The sequence below is a fragment of the Paraburkholderia phenazinium genome, from assembly GCF_900100735.1.
Lineage (GTDB): Bacteria > Pseudomonadota > Gammaproteobacteria > Burkholderiales > Burkholderiaceae > Paraburkholderia > Paraburkholderia phenazinia.
In genome coordinates this window covers 280249-306183 of record NZ_FNCJ01000001.1, presented here as the reverse complement: position 1 = coordinate 306183, position 25935 = coordinate 280249, and the positions used below count along the sequence as shown (strand labels likewise).

The window sequence follows — 25935 nt, the reverse complement described above, 5'->3', positions numbered from 1 at the left end:
CCGGGGCGCCTTCTACCGATGCTGGCCGGCGAGCGTATCCAGATCGCGCGCCACCTCGTCCAGCACCGGCTTCCAGTCGCTGAACTCGCGTTGCCGGTACAGCGTCGCGCTCGGATACCACGGGCTGTCGCGGCGTTCGAGCAGCCATGTCCAGTGCGGATTGACGTCGAGCAGCACCCAGGTGCGCTGACCGATTGCCCCGCTCAGATGGGCGACCGAGGTGCAAACGGTAATCACCAGATCGAGCGCGCTGACGAAGGCCGCGGTGTCGTCGAAGCTTTTCAGCTCGGCCGTGTAGTCGATCATCGGCAGGCCGGCTGCTTGCGCGGCGGCCACATCGGCGGCGGCGCCCGGTTGCAAAGAATAGAACGACACGCCGCGGATGCCGGCAAACGCTGCTGCATAGCGTTCCCAGCCCACGGCGCGGAACGGATTGCGCTGGTGATTGAGGCTGCCGGTCCACGCCAGCCCGACCTTGAGGCGCTTCCTAGGCCGTTCGTCCGCAGCGAGCCGTTCGCGCCAGGCGGCGCTGGCGGCGGCATCCGCATGCAGGTAGGGAACCGTGCCGGGAAGGGTGTCGCCGAGTGTGCCGAGCACCAGCGGCACGCTCATCAAGGGGATTTCGTAGTCGAACGGGGGCAGCGTGTCGACGCCGCCGCCAGCCGAGTAGCCGTCCACGTGACTACTTAGGCTGCGGGCGAGCAGCCCGCCCATCTGCGGGAACGAGTTCCAGAGGAGGCGGCCGCCTTGCGCATGGACGCGCTGCGCCAGCAGCGGGATATAGCGGCAGCATTGCAGCAGGTCGCCCATGCCTTGCTCCCCCCACACCAGCAGCGTCTTGCTGGTGAGCGGCTCGCCTTGCCATTGAGGTGCCGGCATGACGGGCCGGTTGCCGCCGAGTTCCCTCGACCCTTGCCAGCGCGCTTCGTGAGCGGGCCACCCGTGCGCGTACTCGCCGCGCACGAGGTGCAGCATCGCCAGATTGGAGCGCATCGCCGGGTCGCCTGGCGCGTGTGCGCAGGCTGCCTGAGTGAGCTGAACGGCTTCGTCCCAACGTTGTGCTTCCTTGAGCGCCAAAGCATAGTTGTTCAGGGCCAGCGCGCTCTGCGGCGCCAGTTCGACCGCTCGTGCGCCCGCTTCCAGCGCGCGCGGCAGATTCATCGCAAAGCGGCTTGCCTGGGCGAGATTGGTCCAGCCGTTGCTGTCGAGCGGGTCGTCGGCGAGCGCGCTTTCCAGCAACCGGACCTGCTCCGCCACGTCGCCACCAGAGAGCGCGATCGCGCCAGCCAGATTCGTGCGCAGCTGCGGCAAATGCGGATCGAGAGCAAGTGCGTGGCGATAAGGCGCGAGTGCGTCACGGTGCCGATTCGCCATTTGCAGTGCGTACCCTAGCCGGAAGCTGGCGGTGGCATCAGCAGGACGGAGTTGAGCAATAATGGCGGCGACTGCGATGGCGTCGTCTTGGCGGCGCTGCTCGACCAATGCGATGGTGATTCGGCCGATTGCATCGTTATCGAAATCTTGCAGGTGGCCGGCGGCTTCAAGCCAGATGGCGCGCGCTTCGGTCTGGCCGCTCTGCTGCGCCAGCGCTGCGCGCTGCAGGAAAGTCAGGAAGGCGGGCCACGCAGGGTGACCGGGGTCGGAAATCAGAGGCAGCATCAATCTGTCCTGGCGGTGGCGTGATTTTTGTCAAGCGGTCGATCGTATCGTCAAACCCCAACGCAGTGTCTCGGAGAACTCCGAACAGGTAAACTGGCGCTATGCATCGTATAACCAACACCGGCCGGGTCAACCTGGGACATCTGTTCTGGCTGCGCTGTCTCGCGATTATCGGCCAACTGGTCACCATTGCGGTCGTGCAGAACTTTGTCGGCGTACACCTGCCGCTGCCGGCCATGTTGCTTGTGATCGGCCTCGAAACGATCTTCAACGCCCTGACCTGGCTGCGCGTTTCGCGCCAGCGGCCCGAATCCAGTCTCGAACTGTTCGGCCAACTATGGGTCGACCTTGGCGCCTTGTCAGCCCTATTGTTTCTCTCGGGCGGCACAACCAATCCGTTTGTTTCACTTTACCTGCCGTCGCTGGCCATCGCGGCGGCTGTGTTGCCGTGGCATCTGATGCTATGGCTCGCGGCGTTCGCGGTGGCGTGCTACGCGGTGCTCGGGTTCGACTCGGTGCCGCTGAATCTCGACAATCCCGCTAACCTGTTCGACTACTACCGCGCAGGCATGTGGGTGAACTTCACGGTGAGCGTCGGCCTGATTGCGTGGTTCGTCGCGCGCATGTCGCGCGCGCTGCGCCAGCGTGACGCAGCGCTTGGCGATGCCCAGCAGCGCCTCTTGCGCGATGAGCGAGCGGTGGCCCTCGGCGTGCAGGCGGCGACCGTCGCGCACGAAATCGGCACGCCGCTGTCGACCATTGCGATGCTGTCCGAAGAGTTGCGCGACGCTGCGCGCACCGACAAAGGCCTCGCTCCCTACAGTGCCGATCTCGAACTGCTCGAGCAGCAGATGTCGCTGTGTACTTCGGCGCTTGCCCGGCTGCGCTCGCGGGCGTCGGAGCCGGGCAGCCGCCAGGCGCTCGGCGAATGGCTCGAATCGTTTGCCCAGCAGTGGCGTCTGCGTCATCCGGACGTCAAGCTCGAACGGCTCGGCACGCCGCCTGCCGACCTCGACCTTGACGATACCGTCGCGGTCAGCCAGATTCTCACGATCCTGCTCGATAATGCGGCGCGGGCGAGCCGCGATCATGTGACGCTCGCGGCCACGCTCTCGCGCGAGGGCGATCGTATTGAATTCGAGGTTTGTGACGCTGGACCCGGTATTCCAGCGTCCTTGCGCGGCTCGCTCGGCGCGATGCCGGTCGACAGCACCCAGGGTGGTCATGGCGTCGGGTTGTATCTGGCGTTTTCGGCGGCGGCTCGGCTGCGTGGTTCGATCGAGCTGACCGACGTCAAAGAGACCCGGCCTCGCGGCACCCGCGCGGTGCTGCGGCTGCCGGTGGCGGGCCGTCAATCATCCGGCGCGGGCCGTAGCGGCGCCGCGTCATCCAATACGGAGAAACAGGCATGAGCGACATGAATTTTCTGGTGATCGACGACGACGAAGTGTTCTCCGGCATCCTCGCGCGCGGTCTGACGCGGCGCGGCTACACAGTGGCCGAAGCGCACAACGCGGAGGAGGCGATCAAGCTCGCGAACCAGCAGAAGTTCGGACAGATCACGGTGGATCTGCACTTGGGCAATGATTCAGGGCTCACGCTGGTGGCGCCGCTGCGCGAACTGCAGCCGGACGCGCGGATGCTGGTGCTGACTGGCTACGCGAGCATCGCGACGGCGGTGCAGGCGGTGAAGGACGGCGCCGATAACTATCTGGCGAAGCCGGCCAACGTGGAGACGATTCTCTCGGCACTGCAAAGCGAAGCGAGCGCGTTGCAGGCGGAAGAGGCGCTCGAGCACCCGACGCCGCTGTCGGTGGCGCGGCTCGAATGGGAGCATATCCAGCGCGTGCTGGCCGAGCACGGCGGCAATATTTCCGCGACCGCCCGCGCGTTGAACATGCATCGGCGCACGCTGCAGCGCAAGCTGGCCAAGCGGCCGGTGAAGCAATAAGCGTCATCGCGCGCAGCGGTCTGCGCGGCCGCGGGCGATGCGTTGCGGTGAAGCAGGGGTTTCGATAAAAAACGGGCGGCCTCGCGAGAGACCGCCCGTTTTTCGTGCTGCGTGCCGTTACAGAACGTAGCGCGACAGGTCTTCGTCGTCCGCGACTTCGTTCAGCGCGCGGTCCACATAGGCTGCGTCGATCTTGACGTCGGTGCCCGCATGATTGCCGGCCGAAAACGACACTTCTTCGAGCAGCTTCTCGATCACCGTGTACAGGCGCCGCGCCCCGATGTTTTCGGTCTTCTCGTTCACCGAGAAGGCGATTTCAGCCAGGCGCCGAATCGCGTCGTCGCCGAAGTGGAGATGCACGTCTTCGGTCGCGAGCAGTGCCTGATATTGTTTCACGAGGCTCGCATCGGTCGACACCAGAATCGATTCGAAATCGTTGACCGACAGCGAGTCCAGTTCGACGCGAATCGGGAAGCGCCCCTGCAGTTCAGGAATCAGGTCGCTCGGCTTGGCGAGATGGAAGGCGCCGCTGGCGATGAACAGGATGTGATCGGTCTTCACCATGCCGTACTTGGTGTTGATCGTGGTGCCTTCGACGAGCGGCAGCAAATCGCGCTGCACGCCCTGGCGCGACACCTCGCCACCGCCCGCTTCGCTGCGCGAAGCGATCTTGTCGATCTCGTCGAGGAACACAATGCCGTTCTGCTCGACGTTCTGCACCGCCTTGGCTTTCACTTCCTCGTCGTTGAGCATCTTGGCCGCTTCTTCGTCCGTTAGCAGCTTCAGCGCTTCCTTGACCTTCAGCTTGCGGCGCGTCTTCTTGCCGCCACCGAGGTTGGCGAACATGGAGCGGATCTGTTCGGTCATGTCTTCCATGCCCGGCGGCCCCATGATGTCCATGCCCACTTGCGGCAGTTCGACGTCCAGTTCGATTTCCTTATCGTCAAGCAGACCTTCGCGCAGACGCTTGCGGAAGGTCTGACGCGTCGTGCTGCCTTCGTCCGCCGTGTCCACGGCGCTCGAGCTGGCGCCGAAACCGACCGGCCTGGCGCTCGGCAGCAGGATGTCGAGAATCCGGTCTTCGGCTTGATCTTCAGCCTTGGTGCGCACTTTGCGCATTTCCGTTTCGCGGGTCTGCTTGACCGAAATTTCGATCAGGTCGCGCACGATGCTGTCCACGTCGCGGCCCACGTAACCGACTTCGGTGAACTTGGTGGCTTCGATCTTGATGAACGGCGCGTCGGCGAGCTTGGCCAGACGGCGGGCAATCTCCGTCTTGCCGACGCCCGTCGGTCCGATCATCAGGATGTTCTTCGGGGTGATTTCCTGGCGCAGCGGATCGCCGACCTGCTGGCGGCGCCAGCGGTTGCGCAGCGCCACCGCGACCGCTTTCTTGGCGCGGCCTTGGCCGATGATGTGCTTGTCGAGTTCCGAGACGATCTCGGCAGGGGTCATGGTGCTCATCGTGGGTCCTTACTCGATCGTCTCGATAACGCGGTTGTGATTCGTATAGATGCACATGTCGCCAGCAATCTGCAGTGACTTCTCGACGATCTCGCGCGGCGACAGTTCGGTGTTGTCGGCGAGCGCCTTGGCCGCCGCCTGGGCATACGCGCCGCCTGAGCCGATGGCGCAGATGCCGCCTTCCGGGTCCAGCACGTCGCCATTGCCTGTAATGACGAGGGTGGTGTGCGCGTCCGCCGCGATCAGCATGGCTTCGAGCCGGCGCAGCATGCGGTCGGTGCGCCAGTCTTTGGCGAGCTCGACGGCCGAGCGGGTCAGATTGCCCTGATGTTTTTCGAGCTTGGCTTCGAAGCGGTCGAGCAACGAAAAGGCATCGGCCGTGCCGCCGGCGAAGCCGACCAGCACCTGGCCGTTATAGATACGCCGGACTTTCTTGGCGCCGCCCTTCATGACGATGTTGCCCAGCGTGACCTGACCGTCGCCGCCGAGGGCTACCTTGTCGCCGCGGCGCACGGAGACGATCGTCGTGCCGTGAAATTGCTCCATATGCCTTCCTTTTGCAAAGCGGGTGAGATGCGGCGGCGCTCGCGCGCTCGTGCGACGCATGTCGGGTTTATTTTAGGGCGTGCGCTGCCATATCAAGAGCTAGCCGGATGGCATAGGGCGGAAAAACGCCGGAAAAGTGCGGCCAGGGCGGGTGAGGGCGCGAGGGGCGCGGGCCAGGGCGGAGAAAATGACGCGGCGCGCATTGGGCGGGCGCCCGGCGCGGTAAAAGATGCTGATCCACGAAGGGCCGTGAAACCGGCGAGCCTCTCGCAGCGAGCGTCGCGGCAGACGCCATAGCAAAGAAAAAGGCGCACAGTTCACCGTGCGCCTCTCAACGAAGCAGCGTGTCAGGGCGCGCGTAAGCCGCGCCGCAGGCGTTCAGTCGCCGAACAGCTTCTGGCGCAGTTCGCGGCGTTCCTGCGCTTCGAGCGACAGGGTAGCCGTGGGCCGGGCCAGCATACGCGGAATGCCGATCGGTTCGCCGGTTTCTTCGCACCAGCCGTATTCGCCCGATTCGATGCGCGCGAGCGATTGCTGCACCTTCTTCAGCAGCTTGCGTTCGCGGTCGCGCGTGCGCAGTTCCAGCGCATGCTCTTCCTCGATCGTCGCGCGATCGGCCGGGTCCGGCACGATCACGGTTTCGCGCAGGTTTTCGGTCGTCTGGCCGGCATTGCGGAGAATCTCCGCCTGCAGCTGTTCAAGCTTGTTCTTGAAGAAAGCGAGCTGATCCTCATTCATGTAATCCTTGTCGCTCATCTTCAGGATTTCGGCTTCGGTCAAGAGTCGTTTCGTCGTCATCTGGCTTGCTTCTTCAATGTGAGGCAAAACTCGTACATGTTGCCCGCACTTTCGTGTTGCCCGCAAAGGCGCTGCAAAACGCTCAATCAGCGCTGGCGAACACGGACGGTGGGCTGTCGTGACGCCGTAGCGCCGGACGCCAGGGCGCTGGGCGCCCTGGCGTCGATGCGGGGCCGAACTCCTCTGGAAACGATCTTCAAATGCTCCTGAGGCATTGCTTACCGGCGGCTCGCCTTTCAAGGACGTGGGCCACCTGGCTTGTCGGCGTGCTGCTTCCCGGACTAGATTTTCCGGCGCCGTGTCAGGCCCGGCGCGGGTTACGCGCTGACCGGGCAATCGTTCTCATTCTCCAGTGGGCTCGTATTGTAACTGAATCACAATCCGTCACCGCAACCGTGATTATTCCGGGCCGCGGCACCCCAATATCCTGAAAATATAACGCGCGAACGGCTAAAAAGCGATGGCCGCGCACGATTCCTGCAACAAGGGTTTTCACGCGTTTTTCACACGTGGTGTGCTGGTAGCCGGTTTTCGATTGGTTCCGGAGCGCATTCGGGCCAGCCGCATTTTGCGTTCCCGGTCTTTGCCAGGCCTGTTTCGGCCCACTGTCCGTCGCCTTCGGGGCGGCTTCCGGGCTGAAGGCGCCTGCAGTCGAACCGTTTACAGCGGGCTAGCGGACAGTCGACCGTCCGCTGAGATCCCACCTGCCGCCGCTTTCCCGGTTTCCGCTCAGACGAGGCAGGCGGTGAGGCCGTCGGTAATCAGGTCTTGTGGCAGTTCGATGCCGATGAACACCATCTTGCTGTTCTTCTTCTCCACCGGCTGCCACTTGGCGGCCAGATCGCTGCCCATCATCTGATGCACGCCCTGGAACACCACCTTGCGGTCGACGCCCTTCATATACAGCACGCCCTTGTAGCGCAGCAGGCGCTCGCCATAGATCTGCAGGATGCCGCCGAGGAAATCTTCGAGCTTGTTCGGATCGAACGGCCGCTCGCTGCGGAACACGAACGATTTGATCTTGTCGTCGTGATGCGCGTGGTGATGGTGGCCATGGTCGTGGCCTTCATGGTCACAGTGGCCATGATCGTGGTCGCAGTTCGCGTGGTCGTCATGGGTATGACCGTGCTCGTCGTGCGCGTGAGCGTGGCCATGCGCGTGCTCGTCTTCGGCGAGGAAGTCCGGGTCGATCTCGAGCTTGGCGTTCAGGTTGAAGCCGCGCAGGTCGAAAATCTCCTTGATGTCGGCCTCGCCGAAATTCACCATCCTGATTGCCGCGCGCGGATTCATATGCAGCAGGCGATGGCGCAGGGCGTCCACCGCGGCTTCGTCCACCAGGTCGGCCTTGGTGATGAACAGGCGGTCGGCGAAGCCGACCTGGCGCTGCACTACTTCGTGCTCGTCCAACTGGTGATTGGCGTGCTTCGCGTCCACCAGCGTGATGATCGCGTCGAGCAGGAATTCGTCGGCGATCTCGTTATCCATGAAGAACGTCTGCGCCACCGGGCCGGGGTTTGCCAGGCCGGTGGTTTCGATCACCACGCGGTCGAAATCCAGTTCGCCAGCCTGCTTTTTCGCCGCCAGATCGCCGAGCACGCGCGCCAGATCGCCACGGATCGTGCAGCAGATGCAGCCGTTGCTCATCTGGATGATCTGCTCGTTCGAATCCTGCACGAGGATCTCGTTGTCGATGTTCTCTTCGCCGAACTCGTTTTCGATCACGGCGATCTTCATGCCGTGCTTTTCGTTCAGGATGCGCTTGAGCAGGGTGGTTTTGCCGCTGCCGAGGAAGCCGGTCAGGATCGTAACGGGAATCATGGTGGTCGCCTGTTGGTGCGTGAATCTATGCGTGAATCGGAATGCTTGCTGCGACGGCGGCGGGTGCGCCGCGCCGTTCGCGCCGGTCGGTTATTGGAACATATCTGCCGAGCCGCTGCAGGCAGCGGGCCGCCGGGCCGCCCTTGCCGGGAAATATCCCCCAACTATGGGCGATCAGGCGATTTGCAACAATAGGCCTTTCAGATACTCGCCTTCCGGGAACGCGGTGAGCAGCGGGTGATCGACCCCGGCCCCGAGGCGCTTGAGGATACGGGCGTCGACGCGCGCATCGGCCGCCGCGCCGGCGACGATCTTCTGGAACAGCTCGGCGTCGATCGCGCCCGAGCACGAGTAGGTGAACAGCAGCCCGCCCGGGCGCAGCAGCTTGAGGCCGGTCAGGTTGATGTCCTTGTAGGCGCGGGCGGCGCGGTCCACGTGTTCGCGCGACGGCGCAAATTTCGGCGGATCCAGCACGATCAGGTCGAAGCGCTCCCCTTCTTCGTGGAGGCGGCGCAGCGTCTTGAAGGCGTCGGCGTCGAGCCATGTGGCGCGCTGCGCGTCGAAGCCGTTGGCGGCGACGTTCTGCTGCGCCAGCGCGAGCGCTTCGCCGGACGAATCGATCGAGACGACCCGCTTGGCGCCGCCCTTGAGCGCTGCGAGCGAAAACCCGCCGGTGTAGCAGAAGCAGTTCAGCACATCGCGCTCCCGTGCCAGTTCCTGCACGAGAGCCCGGTTGTCGCGCTGGTCGACGTAAAAGCCGGTCTTGTGGCCGTTACGCACGTCCACGTGGTAGCGCACGCCGTTTTCGCTGGCGATCAGCGGATCCGATGGCGGCTCGCCTGCCAGCACACCGGTGACCTGCTCGAGGCCTTCCTTTTCGCGGATCGACACGTCCGAGCGTTCATAGACGTTCGGGCAGCCGGTCGCGGCGGTCAGGGCCGCGACGATAGCCTCTTTCCATGCCTCGACCCCTGCCGCCATGAACTGGCAGACCAGTTGGCTGCGCTGGCCGGCGTCGTCGGCGACGTAGTGGTCGACGATCAGCCCCGGCAGGCCGTCCGCCTCGCCGAAGATCAGCCGCACTGCGCCGGTGTTGTGCACCATCGCCTGGCGGTGCTCGATGGCACGCTGCACGCGGCGCTTGAAGAATGCGTGGTCGATCGGTTCGGCCTCGTCGAAGCTCCACACCCGCGCGCGGATCTGCGAATGCGGACTGTAGGCGGCGCGGGCGAGAAAGCGGCCGTCGTGCGAGCGCACCAGCACGGTGGTGCCGGCGGCCGGCTTGCCGTCCACGCGGTCGATGGCGGTCGCGTAGACCCACGGGTGGCGGCGCAGCAGCGACTTTTCTTTCGACGGTTTGAGCGTAACGGTATTCATGACTTCGTGAGGTATTCAGCAGAACAATGTGCCGCGTAAAGCGGCGAAACCGGCGACGGCGGGCACTAATAGCCTGGAACAGCCGTCTCAGTTGCGTTTTCTCAGTTGCGTTTCTTGGCGCGCGGATGCGCCTGATCGTAGACGTGCGCGAGATGCTGGAAATCGAGCGCGGTGTACACCTGAGTGGCGGTGATGCTGGCGTGCCCGAGCAGTTCCTGCACCGCGCGCAGGTCGCCGCTCGATTGCAGCACATGGGTGGCAAACGAGTGGCGCAGCACGTGCGGATGCACGTTGGCGGGAATGCCGGCGGTGAGCGCCATGCGTTTGACCCGGTCTCGCACCACGTTCGGCGACATCCGGTTGCCGCGCGCCGATAGAAACAGCGGATGCGGGTCGTGCTTGACGAATTCGCCGCGCACCGCGAGCCAGGCATTGAGCGCGTCGAGCGCCTTGCTGCCCACGGGCACGATACGGCGCCGGTTGCCCTTGCCGAGCACTTCCACTTCGGCGGATTCGAGCTTGAGCCAGCCGGCGGAGCGGTAGCCGTCGGCGTCGGCAAAGCGTGCGTCGAGGCTGACCAGCTCGGCGAGGCGCAAGCCCGACGAGTAGAACAGTTCCAGGATCGCGTGATCGCGCAGCCCTTCGGCGCTGCCGGCGGCGGGCGCTTCCATCAGGCGGTTGGCGTCGTCGACCGAGAGCGCCTTGGGCAGCGTTTTCGCCTGCTTCGGCGCCCGCACGGTCGCGACCGGGTTGGCCGGCAAGTCCACCCGGCCCGCCAGCCAGCGGTAAAAGGCACGCCACGCCGAGAGCCGGTGGCTGATCGAGCGCGCCGTCATGCCGCCCGCGTGCGCTCTTGAAACCGCGCCGCGGATATCGATGGCGGTCAGGCTTTCGAGCGGGCGGCCCTTGGCCAGCAGCTTCAGTTCTTCCAGCTCATGGGTGTAGCCGCGCAGCGTATGCGCCGAGAGCCGCCGCTCGTGTTCGAGATTCGACAGGTAGTCGGCGATCGGATCGGCGGTGGTCACGGTGGCGGGCGGCGGCGGGTCGGCGCGTGCTCGGACGCGTCAGCGCGGCAGCAGCCGGCTCAGGGCCGCGCTGGCAAGGGCGCCGATCTGCGTGAGGAAATCGGTTGCCATGCCGTCGTGAAAGCGGCGCGGGTCGGACGAGCCCATCACCAGCAAGCCGAAGGTCGGCGTGTCTTCGCTGCCCTCGGGGTCGCGTAGCGCCAGCAAAGCGATCGATTCGGTTGCGTGCGCACTTTCCTGTACGCCGGCCCCTTCGACAGGCACGGCGGTGAGCGCCGGCACGAGCCATTGCGCTGCCTCGAAGCCGGTGTTGGCGCCGCAATACGGCGTGGCGAGGCTGTTGGCGAAGATGCGCACTTCCTCACCGACCTGACGCGCGAAGTCCGCCTGGGTGTAGGGCTCGGCCACATCCCACACGCGCAGCGCCGCTTGCGGCACGTCGAACACGTCGCGCAGGCCGTTGGCGATGGTGCGCGGCAGCGCGTACGGATCGCGTTCGGCCATCACGCGCGTGGTCCAGCGGCTGAACTTCGAGGCAATGCTGTCGTTCTCGTGTCCGTAACGCAGCAGTTCGGCGAGGCGCCGTTCGAGAAGCTTGTTCTTCTCGCGCAGCATTTCCATCTGCCGTTCCTGCAACGAGACTGCGGCTTTGCCATGCGGATTCGCGAGCTTGATGGTCGCGAGCATTTCCGCGTGTTCCGCGAAAAATTCGGGGTTGGCGAGCAGGTATTCGGCGACTTCGCGATCGTTCATGGTTTCGGCTAAAGGACTACGCCCTCAGGCGGGCGCATCGGTCAATGGGGTCGGTCGGCCACTCGTCTGGTCAAACTTGGGCCACGCATTCGGCCGTTCAGTCGGCCAGCTCGATCTCACCTTCGAAGACGGTCGCAGCGGGGCCGGCCATCAGGAGCGGTGTGGCGTCGTGCTCACCGTTCCAGGAGATGGTCAGCGTGCCGCCATGGGTGTGCACCTTCACCGGCGCGTCGAGCAGCCCGCGGCGGATGCCGGTGGCGACCGCCGCGCAGGCGCCCGTGCCGCAAGCCAGGGTCTCGCCGGCGCCGCGTTCGTAGACGCGCAGCTTGATCTCGTTGCGCGCGACGATCTGCATGAAGCCGGCGTTCACCCGTTGTGGGAAGCGCGGATGATGCTCGATCACCGGGCCGTCGGCGAGCACGGGGAACGCCTCGACATCGTCCACCACCTGTACGGCATGCGGGTTGCCCATCGAGACCACCGAGATCCAGCGCGTTGTGCCGTTCACTTCGAGCGGCCAGAGCGTATCACCGCCTTCGCGGCGGCCTTCGAGGCCATTTGCATCGAACGGCACGCGGGCTGGTTCGAACACGGGCAAACCCATGTCCACGGTGACTTCGCCGTTGTCCTGCATGGTCAGCGTGATGACGCCGTTCTGCACCTGGACGCGCACGCTGCGCTTGTCGGTGAGGCGCGTGTCGCGCACGAACTTGACGAAACAGCGCGCGCCGTTGCCGCAGTGTTCGACCTCGCCGCCGTCGCAATTGAAAATGCGGTATCTGAAATCCACGCCTTCAATGGTGGGTTTTTCGACCAGCAGGAGCTGGTCGGCGCCCACGCCGAAATGCCGGTTCGCGAGCGCGCGCACCTGGCCAGCGCTCAGGTTGAGCGGCTGCGTAAAGCCGTCGAGCACGACAAAGTCGTTGCCCGCGCCATGCATCTTGGTGAATTTCAGTCTCATACCGCTATTGTAAGGGACGCGCGCATAGGTGCGCCGAACGGCGTTTTTATTGTGTTGCGATTGCGGATTTTCTCCGGTTTTGCCGGGCGCGGATTGCCTCCGGATGGCCTCCGGATGGCCTCCGGGGTTGCGTCAATAAACGCTCGGTTCGCCCGGCGGACGCGTCTTGAAGCGTTTATGGACCCAATAATATTGTTCCGGCATATGCGGAATCTGCTCTTCGAGGAACGCGTTCATGCGGCGCGCGTCGGCCTCGTCGTCGCCGCTCGGGTAGTTGTCCCACGGCTTGAACACCTTGAGGCGGTAGCCCTTGTAGTTTGGCAGCACTTCGCCGATGAACGGCACCACCTGCGCATTGCCGACCTTGGCGAGCCGTCCGACGGCCGTCAGCGTGCAGGTCGGCACGCCGAAAAACGGCACAAAGGTCGAGTTGCGCATGCCGTAGTCCATGTCGGCGCCGAGCATCACCGGCTTCTTGTCGCGCAGCCAGCGCAACACGATGCGTGCGCTGTCGGCGCGGCTTGCCATGTCCGCGCCGAAGCGGGCGCGCGCCGCTTTGGCGACCTCCTCGAGTTCCGGATTCGACATCGGCTGATACAGCGAGCCGCACTGACGCCGCAACGAATAGTTGAGGAAGATCGAACCCGCCTCGATGCCGACGAAGTGAAAGCCGAGAAAGAGCGTGGGCGGCAGATTGGGATCGGTGAGGTCGATCGCGCTGTCGAGCTGGATCAGTTTTTCCAGCTTCTTCGCCGATCCGAACCATTGGACGCTGCGCTCCAGATAGCTGCGGATGGCATGACGGAAGTGCTTCTGCGCGACGTCTTCACGGCGCTCGTCGCTCCACTCGGGGAAGCAAAGCTTCAGGTTGATATGGACGATACGCTTGCGCCGGCTAGGGATCTGATACAGCAGCCAGCCAAGGCCGTCGCCGATGCGGGCGATCAGGCCGTACGGCAAAAGCGCAAACAGTTTTAGCAGTCCGATGGCGAGTTTGGCTCCGAAACGGCTCAGCATGCGGCCGCTCCGCGGCGGGCACCTGAGGACGCGGGGCTCAAGTAAACCGAAAACGAGTCGAAATACAACACGCGTGGGTACTCTGTGACAAATGTAGGAAGTCGCTATAATAAGGGCTTCGCCGAGTTAATAGACAACTTGCGGGGCGAAGCTGCCAGGTGCGATCCACGTGATCTGCGCCGAACAGTCAGGAAATCCGCTAAAGCGTCGCCGCTTCAGACCCCGAAGCTGGCTACGTGAAGCTCTCAACCGTAACCACATAACAGGAGTCTGCAACGTGGCAAACGACTATCTTTTCACCTCGGAATCCGTTTCCGAAGGCCACCCGGACAAGGTCGCGGACCAGATCTCGGACGCGATTCTCGACGCGATCCTGACCCAGGACAAATATTCGCGCGTTGCTGCGGAAACGCTGTGCAACACGGGTCTGGTCGTGCTGGCTGGTGAAATCACTACCACTGCGAACGTCGACTACATCCAGGTCGCGCGCAACACGATCAAGCGCATCGGTTACGACAACACGGACTACGGTATCGACTACCGCGGTTGCGCGGTGCTGGTCGCGTATGACAAGCAGTCGCCGGACATCGCCCAGGGCGTCGACCGTGCACACGACAACAACCTCGATCAAGGCGCCGGCGACCAGGGCCTGATGTTCGGCTATGCGTGTGAAGAAACGCCTGAACTGATGCCGCTGCCGATCCACCTGTCGCACCGTCTGGTCGAGCGCCAGGCCAATCTGCGCCGCGACGGCCGCCTGCCCTGGCTGCGCCCGGATGCGAAGTCGCAGGTCACCGTGCGCTACGTCGACGGCAAGCCGTATGCAATCGACACCGTGGTGCTGTCCACGCAGCATTCGCCGGACATCGAACTGTCCACGCTGCGCGAAGCCGTGATCGAAGAAGTCATCAAGCCGACGCTGCCGGCAGAACTGATCAAGGGCGACATCAAGTTCCTGGTCAACCCGACCGGTCGCTTCGTGATTGGCGGTCCGCAAGGCGATTGTGGCCTGACCGGCCGCAAGATCATCGTCGATACGTACGGTGGCGCGGCTCCGCACGGCGGTGGCGCGTTCTCGGGCAAGGATCCGTCGAAGGTCGACCGTTCGGCCGCTTACGCTGGCCGCTATGTCGCGAAGAACATCGTTGCCGCCGGCCTGGCGTCGCGCTGCCTGATTCAGGTGTCGTATGCAATCGGCGTGGCTCAGCCGACCTCGGTGATGGTCAACACGTTCGGCACGGGCCGCGTCTCGGATGCGACCATCACACGCCTCGTGCAGGAGCACTTCGACCTGCGTCCGAAGGGCATCATCCAGATGCTGGATCTGCTGCGTCCGATCTACGAGAAGAGCGCGGCTTACGGCCACTTCGGCCGCGAAGAGCCGGAATTCACGTGGGAAGCGACGGACAAGGCGCTGGCCCTGGCTGAAGCCGCAGGTACGGAACCGGTGGCTGCACTCGCGTAAGCGGGTTCGACTGCTGCAAAAAAACCCCGCCCGGCGTTGAGCCGGGCGGGGTTTTTCTTTCGGGGCAGCACGAGGATCGTCCTCATGTCGCGCGGGAGCCGTCAGCATTCAACAGACGAAATTCTGCAGGCGATTCTTGGAAAGCGTTGGTGGCTTTTACCTTGGGGATCAGTTTGGCGAGGTCCGAGTAGTCGAATTGGGCAGACCAGATGTTCATTCGGGAAATGGCCTTGATAAGGGGCTCCGTTTGCTGTCCTTGCGTGAGCACCCGGAGACAGTCCACGAACTGAGGGTGAAAGAGCGTCGGAATGATGACACGGCAATGCCCGACTCTAGATAGCTCTGCGTTCATGATCAGTCTGGACAATCGCCCGTTGCCGTCCTCGAACGGGTGGACCTCGGCAATCAGGAACAAATAATAGATGGCCCGCGCAAGTCCCTCAGGAATCGTCAGTGCAAAGCGCGATCCCTCTGCCAGCGTCCCACGGACGTGCGACGGTTGGACGAACTGTGTCGTCCCCGCGTAGTTCGTTTCGAGCTTTAGTTGACCGGGATTCGCCTCGGGGCGCCGCCCGAGCATCCTCAGGTGCCGGTCTTGCAGAACATCGACGAAGTCTTCACCGGTGGGTGGTACGACTGCCCGGGTGTCGATCTTGTTGGCAAGATTAAATACCCCGAGGATGTCATGAGAGTCCTTGGGCCGTTGCAGAACAATCTTGTTGCGCAGAACAATGCCTTCGGCCTCTTCCACAGAAAATCGGGTTCCCTCTACATAGTTTGAAAAGTAGGACTCCAGGAACGCGAAATTGATTCTGCTAGTGCCTTGCTCGGCGACCTCTGCAATACCTGGCAGTACCGCCACCCGCAGCGCGGTCGCAAGGTTGTTGAAGAGGTTGATACGGTTCGTGTCGATGGGAGTACCGTTGGCGATGGCTAACCCGGCTTTTGTTTTGAGCATTCCTTTCGCGTGGGTGCTCAACAATGCCCCGACCATACCGTTGAGCACCTCAAAACTGGTTTCGGTTCCCAGTGCTCCAGACAATTCCCGGGCACGATCCCGGATTCGGTTCGGCCCACCTTCCTTGTTCGCGTTCAGGCAAGTAATAAGGCGCTCCTCCACATCGTCGCGTGGCGCGCGGGTCGTCGCAGAGCCGCGGCTCAGATTTTCGAGTAGAGCGCGTTCGAATGAGGACCAGTACAGGTCCAATGACCCAAGCGGAAAATCTCCCGGCTGACGGCTCGGCCCCTTGACCAGGACCAGCGTAAGACCGGGGTAGCGAATGCGCCGGTTGAAGCGTGTTGGATGCGATATCACAACCTCATTGGCATCTGTGATGCCTCGCGCGAATGCGCTGAGATGCGAAACAACCCCACCGGGAACTGCACGGGCTGCAAGTTTTTGCCAATTCCGCTGAACGCGGCCGATGATCTCCTCGTCGGTACCAGCCTCGACGTAGACGCCCGGAGCAATCCGGGTTAACTGACCGCTCTTCGCGCGCCGCTGAAGATCGCGGCGTCGCCCGTTGCGAACATGACTTCTTCGGATTGTCGCTTTTCCGCTTTTAGGTCGCTCATTTCGCTTTACGCGTGTCGCAATTGAGCTTTTATTGTATTGGATTTGTCGTTTTTCAGCTAAATTTAATAACGGTCTGCGTCCCTCGATTGTCGCTTTCCCGCTTAAAGCTGCTTACCTTAAGCGATTGATGTCGTTAATGAGCTAGCAAATAAGCGATTTTGTCGCTATCGAGCTTCAGAGAGGTCGCGTCGCGCTTACCGCGTCCTCAACCAGCAAATCTCACCGACTCGCGAAGCCAAACCACCCCTCGCTGTTCGCGGCCATCCGGCGCGGGCGTCGGCTCGCGGCATAACGGACGCTCGGCGCCTGCGTCGTCAGCGCGTGCAGTGGCGTCGGCTTGCGCAGCAGCGTGCGCAGCGAAAAGCGGCGCGAGCCGGCTTGCGTGCGCAACGCGGTAAAGAAAGTCTGAAACCAGGTGCGGATGCCATCCACGGGTTTGGCTTCGCGCCATTGCCCGGCGAGCGCACGCGTGCGCGTGGCGTGGTGACGCAGTGCGCGCACCACATGGCGGCGCGCGGGACGTGCCGCTTTTAGCGCGGCGCGGGTAAGACGGGTACTCAGGAGTGTGTGCATGGCTTCAAAGGTGGGCGACGGGCCGCGCGGAGGAGGTGCTGCAAAAACATGCAGCAAGCATGCCAACGGGAGCGACTCGCAGACCCAAGGACTGACCGGGTGTGACGGCAACGGCCAGAGCTGGCCGTGCGCAAAGGAAAACAGCGGGAATGACGATCAACATGCCTGCAGGCTACACGCGAATCGTGACGTCCGAAAGTCGGTTTTAACCCGGGCGCCTACGGGTTTTTACGGGGCAGATCGCTGCCTGGACGTGGGGCGATCAGACCGTTGACGGTCGATTGGTGTGCAGTTTCGCCCCTGCAAAGTGCACTCGTTCACTGTGTGTCTGGACGAATCCAACGTCGGTGCCCGCGATTGCGCTGGATCCAAGGCGGGGCCAATTGGCGCGCAACCGGATCGCGTACGTTTTACAATCGAGGATCGGCCAGCAGAAGGTAACGGAATACCCTATGTCAGTTCAGTTAGTTCACACCAAGAAAGAACAGGTTCAGATGTTGCGGGATCGGGGCTTCGTCGTGGTGCCGGGGCTGGTCTCGCCCGAGCGCTGCGCCGAACTGAAGCAGATAGCGCAACGGCAACTCGAGGAGGCGGCCGCGCCAATCGAGTTCGAGGCGGATCTGCGCTATCCGGGCGCGCCGGAGTCGAAGCATGCGCCAGGCGGCCATACGGTGCGGCGCCTGCTCGACGCGTATGCGCGTCATCCGCGCTTTGCCGAGTGGGCGACGGCGCCGGAAATCCGTGGCTGGATGGAGACCTATTTCGGTGAGGAGCCGCGCCTGTCGCGCGCGCATCATAACTGCATGATGACCAAGCATCCTGCCTATGGCAGCCTGACCGGCTGGCATCGCGATGCGCGTTATTGGTCGTTCGAGCGAGACGATCTGGTTTCCGTGTGGCTCGCACTTGGTTCGGAAACCGTGGATAACGGCGCGCTGTGGCTCGTGCCGCAGTCGCATAGCGCGACCTTCACGTCCGAGCGCTTCGACGCAGCGAAGTTTTTCCGCGCCGATCTGCCTGAGAACCAGGCGCTGATCCAGACCGCGGTCTCTCCAGAACTGAAGGCCGGCGATGTGGTGTTCTTCCACTGCAACACGCTGCATTCGGCCGGCAAGAATCTGAGCGACGCAGTGAAGTTTTCGCTGGTGTACACCTATCACGGCGCCAGCAACGTGCCGCTGCCGGGCTCGCGCTCCGCGTCGAAGCCCGAAGTGGCGTTCTGATGGTTGCAGAGCGACGGGCGCTGCCCGTCGCCCGCTTGCCCTAGCGTTTGCCGCCCGAAGTCGCGAGGCCAATCAGGCCGGCGAGTGTCGCGATTACGCCACCCACAATCAGCATAATGGCCTTGTTGGTCGGCGAACCGGTGAAGACGCGCGACACCTCGCTGCTGAACGAATGGAATGCCTGGCCGCCGAAATACAGCAGCACCACGCCGCCGACAATCAAGGCGAGCGAAATCGCTTTGGTCATGAAGTTCCTCTGGTTAGTTGCTGTCAATCTGCCGGCCCAGTTTAGGGGAGCGCGAAGGCCGCGTCCATGCTGCTCCGAGCCTGCCTCCGGGTGGCTCCAGACGGACCGCTTTGCGTCCCGCATAATGGGCGCCTGCAAGCCTTTCGACGATTGGCTAAGATAGTTAGTTCGTCTCACCCCGCTCTGAACCGCACGCAGCCGCGCAGCATCGGCGATCGGCCTGCGCGGCGGCCCCGCGACCTTTCCTGTCGTTCTCATCAAGGATTCAAGCAATGGCTTACGAAGCAGCTTCAGCACGCTATTCGGACATGCAATACCGCGTTTGCGGCAAGTCGGGTCTCAAACTGCCGGCGCTCTCGCTGGGCCTGTGGCATAACTTCGGCGACACCACGCCGCTCTCCACCCAGCGCGAGATTCTGCGCACGGCCTTCGATCTCGGCATCACGCACTTCGATCTGGCTAACAACTACGGGCCGCCGTACGGCAGCGCCGAGACCAATTTCGGGCGCCTGTTCAAGGACGATTTCAAGCCGTATCGCGACGAACTGCTGATCTCGTCGAAGGCCGGCTGGGACATGTGGCCGGGCCCGTACGGCCAGGGCGGCGGCTCGCGCAAGTACATCCTCGCGAGTCTCGACCAGAGCCTGCAACGCATGGGGCTCGACTACGTGGATATCTTCTATTCGCACCGTTTCGACGCTGAGACGCCGCTTGAAGAAACCGCCGGCGCACTGGCGAGTGCGGTGCAACAGGGCAAGGCGCTCTATATCGGCATTTCGTCGTATTCGGCCGCCAAGACCCGCGAAATGGCGAAGCTGCTGGCCGAATACAAGGTGCCGCTGCTGATTCACCAGCCTGCCTACAACATGCTCAACCGTTGGGTCGAACATGAACTGCTCGACACACTCGAGGAACTCGGCACGGGCAGCATCGCTTTCACGCCGCTCGCACAAGGCCTCTTGACCGGCAAGTACCTGAACGGCGTGCCCGAAGACGCACGCGTCAACAGGCCGGGTGGCGGCTCGCTGAAGCAGGACCACCTCAGCGCGCAGAACATCGAGCATGTGCGCAAGCTCAACGAGATTGCCCAGCGACGCGGTCAGAGTCTTGCGCAAATGGCGCTCGCCTGGACGCTGCGCGGCGGCCGCATTACGTCGGCGCTGATCGGCGCGAGCAAGGCCGAACAGGTGCGCGAGAACGCCGGCGCACTGAAGAACCTCGAGTTCTCGAAGGAGGAACTGGCGGAGATCGACCGCTATGCGACCGAGGGCGGCGTCAACCTGTGGGAAAAGCCGTCGACGGATCAGGCCATCTGATTGTCTGACTTCGCAACAAACGCTTGATCAGGAAAGCCGCCGTAAGGCGGCTTTTCTTTGTGGGCCCACGCGTTGCATCACGCGCGGTTACACGAGGGGCACCATTCTTCCCGCTGTCATACAGCGCTGCTAAGGTCGCGGGCGATGTCGTCTCGACGGAGGGAAGATGGACCCACGTGCGGCCACCCAGGCTGGCCCGGCAACGCAAACCACGGCGCATGGGCGAACTACGCCCAAACGTCCTGCCATCGACGTACGCGCTAATCTCACGCTGCTGGTTGTCGTTACCGTTGCGACGGCGCTGCAGCTCTTTGGTTTGCCCATCCTGCTGCGTGCGTGGGGTATGCCGGCACTGCTGCTGATCGTGCCGCTGGTCATGCTGACGCCTACGCACTGGGGGCTGATTCACGAGGCGATTCACGGACAACTGTTTGCCCGGCGCCATCTGAACGAGGGCGTTGCGCGCGTACTCGCCATTGCCTTCGCGCTGCCGTTCGATGCGGTACGCTTCGGACACCTGATGCATCATCGCTTCACGCGCGAGCCGTTCGATCGTCCGGATGTGCTCGATGCAGGGCGGTCTGTCTGGCGCGTGCGGCTCAGCTATTACGGACGTTTATTGGGCGGCCTGTATGCAGGCGAGCTGGTGTTGCCGCTGCTCGCGTTTGCGCCGGCCCGGCTCGCGCGTTCGCTCGTGGCGAATGCCGTCGGTGCGGAAGGCCCGCTCGGCGCCGATGTGCAGCGCCTGTTCGGCAACTTCACCGCCGATCCCGCGCGGCGCGCGCGCATCCGCCGCGACTGGCTGCTGACGCTCGCGCTGTTCGCACTGGCTCTCTATTTCTACGGGACATGGTGGCCGGTACTGGCCGTGACGATGTACTTACGGGGCGTATGGCTGTCGCTTGCCGACAACCTGCCGCACTATGGCGTGGGACTCGACGAACCGGGACGTTCGCGCAACTTTCGCGTGGCGCGGGCATGGCAAGGTGTGCTGATGAATCATCAACTGCATCGCTTGCATCATCAGCATCCGACGCTGCCGTGGACGGCGCTACCCGCGCTCGATGCACTCGAACGGGAAACGCGCGCCGACGCAGGCGGGCCGACCGAACCCGCCTACTTTCGCAGCGCGCTGCGTCAGTTCAAGGGACCGGGCGCGCTCGATGCGACAGCGCATTACAGCGTGCGTCCGGCCTCTAGCGCTGCGGTAGCCGTGGCCGCTGCTGCGCGGCTAGACGAGCGCAGGTAGTCCTTCCACCAGCAGGACCGCGACCCCCACCCCCACCAGCGCGCCGATCAGCCGAAACAGGTTGTGCCTGAACTCCGTCTTGCAGGGCAGGGCGCCGACAAACAGCGCGCCGGCTAGCGCCATCGGGATGATCAGGATGAAATCGGCGATCGTAAAGTAGGTCGTCATGCTCGTCTCCTTATGATGTGTTCGCCGAGGCAGCGCCGTATTTTTAGGCTTGATGCGGCTGCCACGCTTGTTTCGAGTATAGGCGACAGTTGGGGCTGCGTCTGCGTCGATTGCGGCACTGCAGCGCCACCGCGCAGACGGCGGAAGTCTTGCCAGGCCGGGCTGTACAGCGTCCCGCGATGAACCGGCGCCGCACCGGATCGTGTAGCGTTTGCTTACATGCGCCTTTCTGGTGCGCCCACGCCGCATATGAAGCCGGTATGCAACAGCCTGCCCATGTTTTCGATATAACGTGCCGCAAGGTTTATGATGGTCCTGTGGTCATGCGTTACAGTAGGGCCAACGGCTGGAAATGCGCCGCAACTCAGGTGCGTTCGCAACGTGTTCGGCGAAGCGGCGCTTTTTATCATCACCTCGACCGGCACGATCGTCAGACAGCCGGCTATGGGAGAACGGGGAAATATCATGCAAGTCGGTTCTATCGTGCGATCCGTGCATATCGCCGTGCCGCAAGGCGCGCGCGGGATCGTCATGCGCATTCTGGGCGACATGGCGATGGTGGCGTGGTATGCCGGCGAACCCGGCACGTCGCTGCATCTGAATACGGAACCCTTTTTCCTCGAAGATCTGATCGATACGGGCGAGCTGGTACGCCCGGCCAGTGCACAGATGCATTGAACGGGGCGCATGACCCGCGTGTGTGGCCGCGGCGCTCGTCTTTGACGGCGGCGCAGCGCACAATGCGGGCATGAACCACGAAACTCACGATCTGCAGGACGGCGCTACCGGCGCCGTGCCTTTTGCCCGGCTCAAGCCGGAATGTGTGCTCGACGCAATCGACAGCGTGCTGAGCACGGTCGGTGTGCGTACCGATGGGCGCATGCTGCCGCTCAACAGCTACGAGAACCGCGTCTATCAGATCGGTGTCGAGGACGGTCCGCCCGTCGTCGCGAAGTTCTACCGGCCCGAGCGCTGGACGGACGAAGCGATTCTCGAAGAGCACGCGTTTGTGGCCGACCTCGCGGCCCGCGAAATCCCGGCGGTGCCGGCGCGCGTCTTCGAGGGCCGCAGCTTGCATACCTTCGACGGCTTTCGCTTCTCGATCTTCGAGCGGCGCGGCGGCCGCGCTCCCGATCTGGACCGGCGCGATACGCTCGAATGGCTCGGCCGCTTCATCGGCCGCATCCACGCTGTGGGCCAGACCCAGGACTATGCGGCGCGCCCCACGCTCGACATCCAGACCTTCGGCTACGAGCCGCGCGATTTCCTGCTGTCGCAGCGCTTTGTCCCTGACGACGTGCGTACGGCCTGGGAAACCGTGGTGAACCTGGCGCTCGAAGGCGTCGAGCGCGCGTTCGAGCGAGCCGGTGACGTTCGCGCTCTGCGTATGCACGGCGACTGCCATCCGAGCAACGTGTTGTGGACCGATGCCGGACCGCACTTCGTCGACTTCGACGATAGCCGCATGGGACCGGCGGTGCAGGATCTGTGGCTGCTCTTGCCGGGTGACCGGCTGGAGGCATCGCGGGCGCTGGCCGATCTGCTCGCCGGGTACGAGGACTTCTGCGAGTTCGAGCCGCGCGAACTGCATCTGGTCGAAGCGTTGCGCACGCTGCGGCTGATCCACTACCAGGCGTGGCTCGCGCGCCGCTGGGACGATCCGGCGTTTCCCGCGGCGTTTCCGTGGTTCAACACGCAGCGCTACTGGGAAGACCGCATCCTCGAGATGCGCGAGCAGCTTGGCGCGATGCAGGAAGGGCCGCTCTGGCCGGTTTGATGGTTATAACGGCGGGTTATCACAGTGGCTTATCACGGCGCGAACGGTGAGAACGCCGCGACGTGTGAGGGCTCGACCAGCGTCGATTTGACGATCACCTCCGCCCGTACGTCTCGCTCGACTGCTTCGATCGCGGGGCGCATCTGCACGAAGTCGTCGGGCGTGCAGACCTCGCTGTCGAAGTGGGTGCGGCCGTCGCGCGTCATCGTCACGACATTGGTGAGCGGATCGAAGTGGTACTGCGAGTGGTAATCGATGAAGCGGTCCTGCGCCTGGGTGGCCTCGGGCATATCGAGCACGCGGAAATTGGGTGGCAGCGAAATACTCGCGTGCTCATGTAGTTCGAGGTTGCGGCATACGAACGGCTGGGTGCGCTGACGTTCGCCCAACCAGTACTGCGCATCGGCGCTGAAACCGCCGGCAAAGCTCGTCAATGCCGGAATAGAGGCCGCTGTCCCCGGCACCACCAGGCTTTCTACTGTGCCCTTCATCGTAATGGTCAACGGACCCCCGGTGGCGGTGAGGTCGCTCGTCGTGAGCGTAGCCGTGCCGTTCAGGTTGGCGCTGCGCAGCTCGGCCTGGATCGATTCTTCGCGCTGCGCCGGCGTCTGCATGCGCAGCGTCGCGCGACCCTGTTCGGCTGACCAGCCGGAAGCCTCCAACTGATAGACGAAACTCGCCGAGCCGTCCGCTGCGACGGTGATCGACAGATCGGTGTGATGCGCCATCTCCGCGGTCGCGGGTGTCTGCGCCAGCTTGCCCTCGTTGACGAGGAGGGCGGGCCGGTCCATGTCGGTCGACGGCAGGAAACCGAATTCGACATTCGACGCGGTCGAGTCCGCATACATCTGCAAGTCGGGCAGCCAGGTGATCACGTGATTGATGACGCCGTAGCCCGGCACGCTCGGCAACGTATAGATCGTGCCGCTGCTGATCAGTGCGGCCTCGTTGCGGATCCCCACAGCATCGAGCAATGCGCCGTATAGCGCGACGTGATCCTTGCAGTCGCCGTAGCGGTCCGCGAGGATTGCGCTGGCCGGGTGCGGCACCACGGCGCCGCGTCCGACATTGATGGCGACATAGCGCACATTGCGCCGGACCCAGTCGTACAGCGCCTTGGCTTTGGCGCGCGGCGCGGTTTCATGCGCCGTGACCGAGCGCGCGAGCTGAACCAGTGCGGCGTCATGCGCGCTCGGATCGGCGGACGACGCGCGATACGTCGCGGCGAACGCGCCGTAGCTGGCGAAGGTGGACACCATCAACCGGTCGCCGTACGACACATACGCCACCGAGCCATGCTCCAGGCGGCTGAAATGAGCCCGGTCGTAGCGGAATTCATAACGCGTGCGGCCCGCGGAGGTGACCGGCGCCTTGGCGGTGAAGCCACGTGCGTCGGCGTAAAGCGGTTTGTCTGCCGGCAGGTCGTAGATCAGGCGGAAGTTGTGAGTCGGCGCCAGATCGGGCGGCGTGAAGTCGCTGAACTCGCCGGCGACGATCGGCACCTTCTGCGTTTTGCGATACGTCAGATGAACGCGCGAACCCGGTTCGACCGCGGGAAAGACGATCACCTTTTCCTGGATGTCCTGGAACATCGGCGCATCGAACGAGCGGGCTTCCTGCACGTCGCGGATCTGCTCGGGCTGGACATCGTGACGCACGCCGTCGGCGCCTGTCGTATAGGCCTCGATAATCTGGACATCCGCCATATTGCGGTTGAACCAGATGTATTGCTGCGCCACCCGCGCCACGCCGGCCTCGTTGTTGACGTGTAGCGTCATGCTGTCGAGCTTGGCGTACGAGCCATCGGCATTGACGGTATACGTCTGCGTTTCGCCTTCGTTGGTGTACGGGTCGTCCGGTTTGACGCCGATGCTCGCGCTGGCGGCACAGGCGCTCACGAGCCAACTGGCCGTCGCAATCCGGGCGAATGAGAAGGGGCGCATGGCGGGCTCAGGTGTCCGAACGGATACGTTGACGGGCTTGCTTCGGCTTGCATCGCTTAGGGTCGGTTTGCAGAAGTCGCTTGTCAAGCGGGTGGCGCACTAACCGTGCACTAACCGGCGCGCTCCGGTTAGCGCCGCCCCCGGCAGCCGCGATTGAGGATGTCACATAAATATATAATGATATTCATTATCATTTGAAAGGTCTTTTACTGTGTCAGTCTTGCCGGCCTGGAGCTCGATGTGAACGCGCCCGAATCGATGGAATTGAACCCCACCGGACACGCCGGGACAGCACGTACGCGCGCGCAAGCGAGCGCCCCCACATCATTACTGGACGATGCCGAACAGGCCGCGCGGCGCCAGCGCTCGCGGCGGGCGAATTTCATCAAGTGGTTGCGCAAGGTGCACGGCTGGGTCGGCTTATGGGGCGCATCGCTAGGGCTGCTGTTCGGCGTGACCGGCTTCATGCTGAATCACCGGGCCGGACCGTTGAAGGTTCCAACCGGCGAGCCGCAGGTCGAACAGATCCTCGTGCCGCTGCCGCAGCAGAAGCTCTCGTCGCCGCTCGAGATGGCGCAGTGGCTCAAGGGCGAACTGAAGATCGACGGCAAGCCGGGCAAGGCGCGCCGTGAGCCCGCGCATCCGGTTGAGTGGGGCGATCGCCGCGCCATGCAGCCCGAGTTCTGGCAGGTTGGTATCTTCGGGACTACACAGAATGTGCAGGCCGAGTATTGGGTGGGCAATGGCTATGTGTCGGTCAAGCGGACCCACAACTCGTTTCTCACCACACTGAACAATCTGCACCGCGGCGTGGGGATGAGCCTCGGCTGGGTGCTGCTGATCGATACGCTAGCCGGCGGCATGATCCTGCTCTCGCTGACGGGCGTGCTGTTGTGGACCGAACTCAACAAGCGCCGCACCGTGGGTGTTGTGCTGGTGCTGGGGTGCGTTGTGGCAGCGGTGGCGTGCGGGTTGATGTGAGGCCGGCGTGCGTGGGGCGTGCAGTGCGGGACCCGCTTCACCACCAGA

24 protein-coding genes are annotated in these 25935 nt (G+C 63.5%); 9 read left to right on the top strand and 15 right to left on the bottom strand.

All coding sequences use genetic code 11. The features are described 5' to 3' along the window. Nucleotides 1-12 precede the first annotated feature (12 nt). Nucleotides 13-1659: a tetratricopeptide repeat protein gene (locus BLQ92_RS01400; protein ID WP_090680832.1), complete on the bottom strand. Its 1647-nt coding sequence runs from the start codon at nt 1657-1659 to the stop codon at nt 13-15. Between the two features lie 101 nt (nt 1660-1760). Between BLQ92_RS01400 and BLQ92_RS01395 the strand changes: the two genes are divergently transcribed. Together BLQ92_RS01395 and BLQ92_RS01390 are read left to right on the top strand one after the other, a co-directional pair. Continuing rightward, nucleotides 1761-3071, top strand: a complete 1311-nt coding sequence (locus BLQ92_RS01395; protein ID WP_090680830.1) for an ATP-binding protein — start codon at nt 1761-1763, stop codon at nt 3069-3071. Further along, nucleotides 3068-3610 (top strand): response regulator transcription factor, encoded by a 543-nt coding sequence (locus BLQ92_RS01390; protein ID WP_090680827.1) that lies wholly within the window; start codon nt 3068-3070, stop codon nt 3608-3610. The genes BLQ92_RS01395 and BLQ92_RS01390 overlap by 4 nt, the downstream gene beginning before the upstream one ends. A 117-nt stretch (nt 3611-3727) precedes the next feature. On the opposite strand, the gene hslU is transcribed toward BLQ92_RS01390, so the two are convergent. The 9 genes from hslU to BLQ92_RS01345 all read right to left on the bottom strand — a co-directional run bounded on the left by hslU (nt 3728) and on the right by BLQ92_RS01345 (nt 13369). After that, nucleotides 3728-5074, bottom strand: coding sequence for an ATP-dependent protease ATPase subunit HslU (gene hslU, locus BLQ92_RS01385; protein WP_090680824.1), 1347 nt, complete (start codon nt 5072-5074; stop codon nt 3728-3730). Nucleotides 5075-5083: 9 nt separating this feature from the next. Beyond that, on the bottom strand, nt 5084-5620 hold the full coding sequence (gene hslV / locus BLQ92_RS01380) for an ATP-dependent protease subunit HslV (protein ID WP_074301083.1): 537 nt from the start codon (nt 5618-5620) through the stop codon (nt 5084-5086). A 378-nt stretch (nt 5621-5998) separates the two neighbouring features. After that, nucleotides 5999-6418, bottom strand: coding sequence for an RNA polymerase-binding protein DksA (gene dksA / locus BLQ92_RS01375; RefSeq protein ID WP_090680821.1), 420 nt, complete (start codon nt 6416-6418; stop codon nt 5999-6001). 729 nt (nt 6419-7147) lie between these two features. Beyond that, nucleotides 7148-8236 carry a CobW family GTP-binding protein gene (locus BLQ92_RS01370; protein ID WP_090680818.1) on the bottom strand — a complete coding sequence of 363 codons (1089 nt, stop codon included), beginning with the start codon at nt 8234-8236 and terminating at the stop codon, nt 7148-7150. 174 nt (nt 8237-8410) lie between these two features. Then, nucleotides 8411-9613, bottom strand: a complete 1203-nt coding sequence (locus BLQ92_RS01365; RefSeq protein ID WP_090680815.1) for a class I SAM-dependent rRNA methyltransferase — start codon at nt 9611-9613, stop codon at nt 8411-8413. A gap of 101 nt (nt 9614-9714) precedes the next feature. After that, complete coding sequence (gene xerC, locus BLQ92_RS01360; RefSeq protein WP_090680813.1) at nt 9715-10638, bottom strand: tyrosine recombinase XerC; 924 nt, start codon at nt 10636-10638, stop codon at nt 9715-9717. 39 nt (nt 10639-10677) lie between these two features. Beyond that, nucleotides 10678-11391 carry a DUF484 family protein gene (locus BLQ92_RS01355; protein ID WP_090680810.1) on the bottom strand — a complete coding sequence of 238 codons (714 nt, stop codon included), beginning with the start codon at nt 11389-11391 and terminating at the stop codon, nt 10678-10680. A gap of 97 nt (nt 11392-11488) precedes the next feature. Then, nucleotides 11489-12352, bottom strand: a complete 864-nt coding sequence (dapF, locus tag BLQ92_RS01350; protein WP_090680807.1) for a diaminopimelate epimerase — start codon at nt 12350-12352, stop codon at nt 11489-11491. Nucleotides 12353-12484: 132 nt separating this feature from the next. After that, a complete protein-coding gene (locus tag BLQ92_RS01345) occupies nt 12485-13369 on the bottom strand; it encodes a lipid A biosynthesis lauroyl acyltransferase (protein WP_090680805.1) in 885 nt (294 codons plus the stop codon). Between the two features lie 277 nt (nt 13370-13646). On the opposite strand from BLQ92_RS01345, the gene metK reads away from it, so the two are divergent. Continuing rightward, complete coding sequence (metK, locus tag BLQ92_RS01340; RefSeq protein WP_090680802.1) at nt 13647-14834, top strand: methionine adenosyltransferase; 1188 nt, start codon at nt 13647-13649, stop codon at nt 14832-14834. 82 nt (nt 14835-14916) lie between these two features. Here metK and BLQ92_RS01335 read toward each other — a convergent pair whose 3' ends face one another. Beyond that, complete coding sequence (locus tag BLQ92_RS01335) at nt 14917-16149, bottom strand: Fic family protein (protein WP_208449328.1); 1233 nt, start codon at nt 16147-16149, stop codon at nt 14917-14919. 480 nt (nt 16150-16629) lie between these two features. After that, nucleotides 16630-16983 (bottom strand): hypothetical protein, encoded by a 354-nt coding sequence (locus BLQ92_RS01330; RefSeq protein ID WP_090680796.1) that lies wholly within the window; start codon nt 16981-16983, stop codon nt 16630-16632. Between the two features lie 452 nt (nt 16984-17435). Between BLQ92_RS01330 and BLQ92_RS01325 the strand changes: the two genes are divergently transcribed. Beyond that, entirely contained in the window at nt 17436-18206 is a 771-nt protein-coding gene (locus tag BLQ92_RS01325) for a phytanoyl-CoA dioxygenase family protein (RefSeq protein ID WP_090680793.1), read from the top strand. Nucleotides 18207-18246: 40 nt separating this feature from the next. Here the strand turns inward: BLQ92_RS01325 and BLQ92_RS01320 are convergent, their stop codons facing one another. Beyond that, nucleotides 18247-18453 carry a DUF3185 family protein gene (locus tag BLQ92_RS01320; protein WP_090680791.1) on the bottom strand — a complete coding sequence of 69 codons (207 nt, stop codon included), beginning with the start codon at nt 18451-18453 and terminating at the stop codon, nt 18247-18249. Between the two features lie 272 nt (nt 18454-18725). Between BLQ92_RS01320 and mgrA the strand changes: the two genes are divergently transcribed. Both mgrA and BLQ92_RS01310 read left to right on the top strand, forming a co-directional pair. Then, the gene (gene mgrA / locus BLQ92_RS01315; protein WP_090680787.1) at nt 18726-19769 is read left to right on the top strand and encodes an L-glyceraldehyde 3-phosphate reductase; all 1044 of its coding nucleotides are present in this window, start codon (nt 18726-18728) and stop codon (nt 19767-19769) included. A gap of 166 nt (nt 19770-19935) precedes the next feature. Continuing rightward, nucleotides 19936-21018 carry a fatty acid desaturase family protein gene (locus BLQ92_RS01310; protein ID WP_090680785.1) on the top strand — a complete coding sequence of 361 codons (1083 nt, stop codon included), beginning with the start codon at nt 19936-19938 and terminating at the stop codon, nt 21016-21018. On the opposite strand, the gene BLQ92_RS01305 is transcribed toward BLQ92_RS01310, so the two are convergent. After that, entirely contained in the window at nt 21001-21186 is a 186-nt protein-coding gene (locus BLQ92_RS01305) for a hypothetical protein (RefSeq protein WP_090680782.1), read from the bottom strand. The genes BLQ92_RS01310 and BLQ92_RS01305 overlap by 18 nt on opposite strands. Nucleotides 21187-21651: 465 nt before the next feature. Here BLQ92_RS01305 and BLQ92_RS01300 point away from each other — a divergent pair, with 465 nt between their 5' ends. Then, nucleotides 21652-21864 (top strand): hypothetical protein, encoded by a 213-nt coding sequence (locus tag BLQ92_RS01300; protein WP_090681848.1) that lies wholly within the window; start codon nt 21652-21654, stop codon nt 21862-21864. 70 nt (nt 21865-21934) lie between these two features. Next, nucleotides 21935-22963 (top strand): serine/threonine protein kinase, encoded by a 1029-nt coding sequence (locus BLQ92_RS01295; protein WP_090681846.1) that lies wholly within the window; start codon nt 21935-21937, stop codon nt 22961-22963. A 32-nt stretch (nt 22964-22995) separates the two neighbouring features. On the opposite strand, the gene BLQ92_RS01290 is transcribed toward BLQ92_RS01295, so the two are convergent. Beyond that, on the bottom strand, nt 22996-24906 hold the full coding sequence (locus tag BLQ92_RS01290; protein ID WP_090680779.1) for a DUF3857 domain-containing transglutaminase family protein: 1911 nt from the start codon (nt 24904-24906) through the stop codon (nt 22996-22998). Nucleotides 24907-25146: 240 nt separating this feature from the next. On the opposite strand from BLQ92_RS01290, the gene BLQ92_RS01285 reads away from it, so the two are divergent. Next, entirely contained in the window at nt 25147-25887 is a 741-nt protein-coding gene (locus BLQ92_RS01285) for a PepSY-associated TM helix domain-containing protein (RefSeq protein WP_175771995.1), read from the top strand. The last annotated feature ends 48 nt before the right edge of the window (nt 25888-25935 follow it).

Bases quoted from the DNA above. Each gene is read 5' to 3' on its own strand.
- BLQ92_RS01400 (WP_090680832.1), bottom strand. From the start codon at position 1,659: ATGCTGCCTCTGATTTCCGACCCCGGTCACCCTGCGTGGCCCGCCTTC.
- BLQ92_RS01395 (WP_090680830.1), top strand. From the start codon at position 1,761: ATGCATCGTATAACCAACACCGGCCGGGTCAACCTGGGACATCTGTTC.
- BLQ92_RS01390 (WP_090680827.1), top strand. From the start codon at position 3,068: ATGAGCGACATGAATTTTCTGGTGATCGACGACGACGAAGTGTTCTCC.
- hslU (WP_090680824.1), bottom strand. From the start codon at position 5,074: ATGAGCACCATGACCCCTGCCGAGATCGTCTCGGAACTCGACAAGCAC.
- hslV (WP_074301083.1), bottom strand. From the start codon at position 5,620: ATGGAGCAATTTCACGGCACGACGATCGTCTCCGTGCGCCGCGGCGAC.
- dksA (WP_090680821.1), bottom strand. From the start codon at position 6,418: ATGACGACGAAACGACTCTTGACCGAAGCCGAAATCCTGAAGATGAGC.
- BLQ92_RS01370 (WP_090680818.1), bottom strand. From the start codon at position 8,236: ATGATTCCCGTTACGATCCTGACCGGCTTCCTCGGCAGCGGCAAAACC.
- BLQ92_RS01365 (WP_090680815.1), bottom strand. From the start codon at position 9,613: ATGAATACCGTTACGCTCAAACCGTCGAAAGAAAAGTCGCTGCTGCGC.
- BLQ92_RS01355 (WP_090680810.1), bottom strand. From the start codon at position 11,391: ATGAACGATCGCGAAGTCGCCGAATACCTGCTCGCCAACCCCGAATTT.
- dapF (WP_090680807.1), bottom strand. From the start codon at position 12,352: ATGAGACTGAAATTCACCAAGATGCATGGCGCGGGCAACGACTTTGTC.
- BLQ92_RS01345 (WP_090680805.1), bottom strand. From the start codon at position 13,369: ATGCTGAGCCGTTTCGGAGCCAAACTCGCCATCGGACTGCTAAAACTG.
- BLQ92_RS01330 (WP_090680796.1), bottom strand. From the start codon at position 16,983: ATGCACACACTCCTGAGTACCCGTCTTACCCGCGCCGCGCTAAAAGCG.
- BLQ92_RS01325 (WP_090680793.1), top strand. From the start codon at position 17,436: ATGTCAGTTCAGTTAGTTCACACCAAGAAAGAACAGGTTCAGATGTTG.
- BLQ92_RS01320 (WP_090680791.1), bottom strand. From the start codon at position 18,453: ATGACCAAAGCGATTTCGCTCGCCTTGATTGTCGGCGGCGTGGTGCTG.
- mgrA (WP_090680787.1), top strand. From the start codon at position 18,726: ATGGCTTACGAAGCAGCTTCAGCACGCTATTCGGACATGCAATACCGC.
- BLQ92_RS01310 (WP_090680785.1), top strand. From the start codon at position 19,936: ATGGACCCACGTGCGGCCACCCAGGCTGGCCCGGCAACGCAAACCACG.
- BLQ92_RS01305 (WP_090680782.1), bottom strand. From the start codon at position 21,186: ATGACGACCTACTTTACGATCGCCGATTTCATCCTGATCATCCCGATG.
- BLQ92_RS01300 (WP_090681848.1), top strand. From the start codon at position 21,652: ATGCAAGTCGGTTCTATCGTGCGATCCGTGCATATCGCCGTGCCGCAA.
- BLQ92_RS01295 (WP_090681846.1), top strand. From the start codon at position 21,935: ATGAACCACGAAACTCACGATCTGCAGGACGGCGCTACCGGCGCCGTG.
- BLQ92_RS01290 (WP_090680779.1), bottom strand. From the start codon at position 24,906: ATGCGCCCCTTCTCATTCGCCCGGATTGCGACGGCCAGTTGGCTCGTG.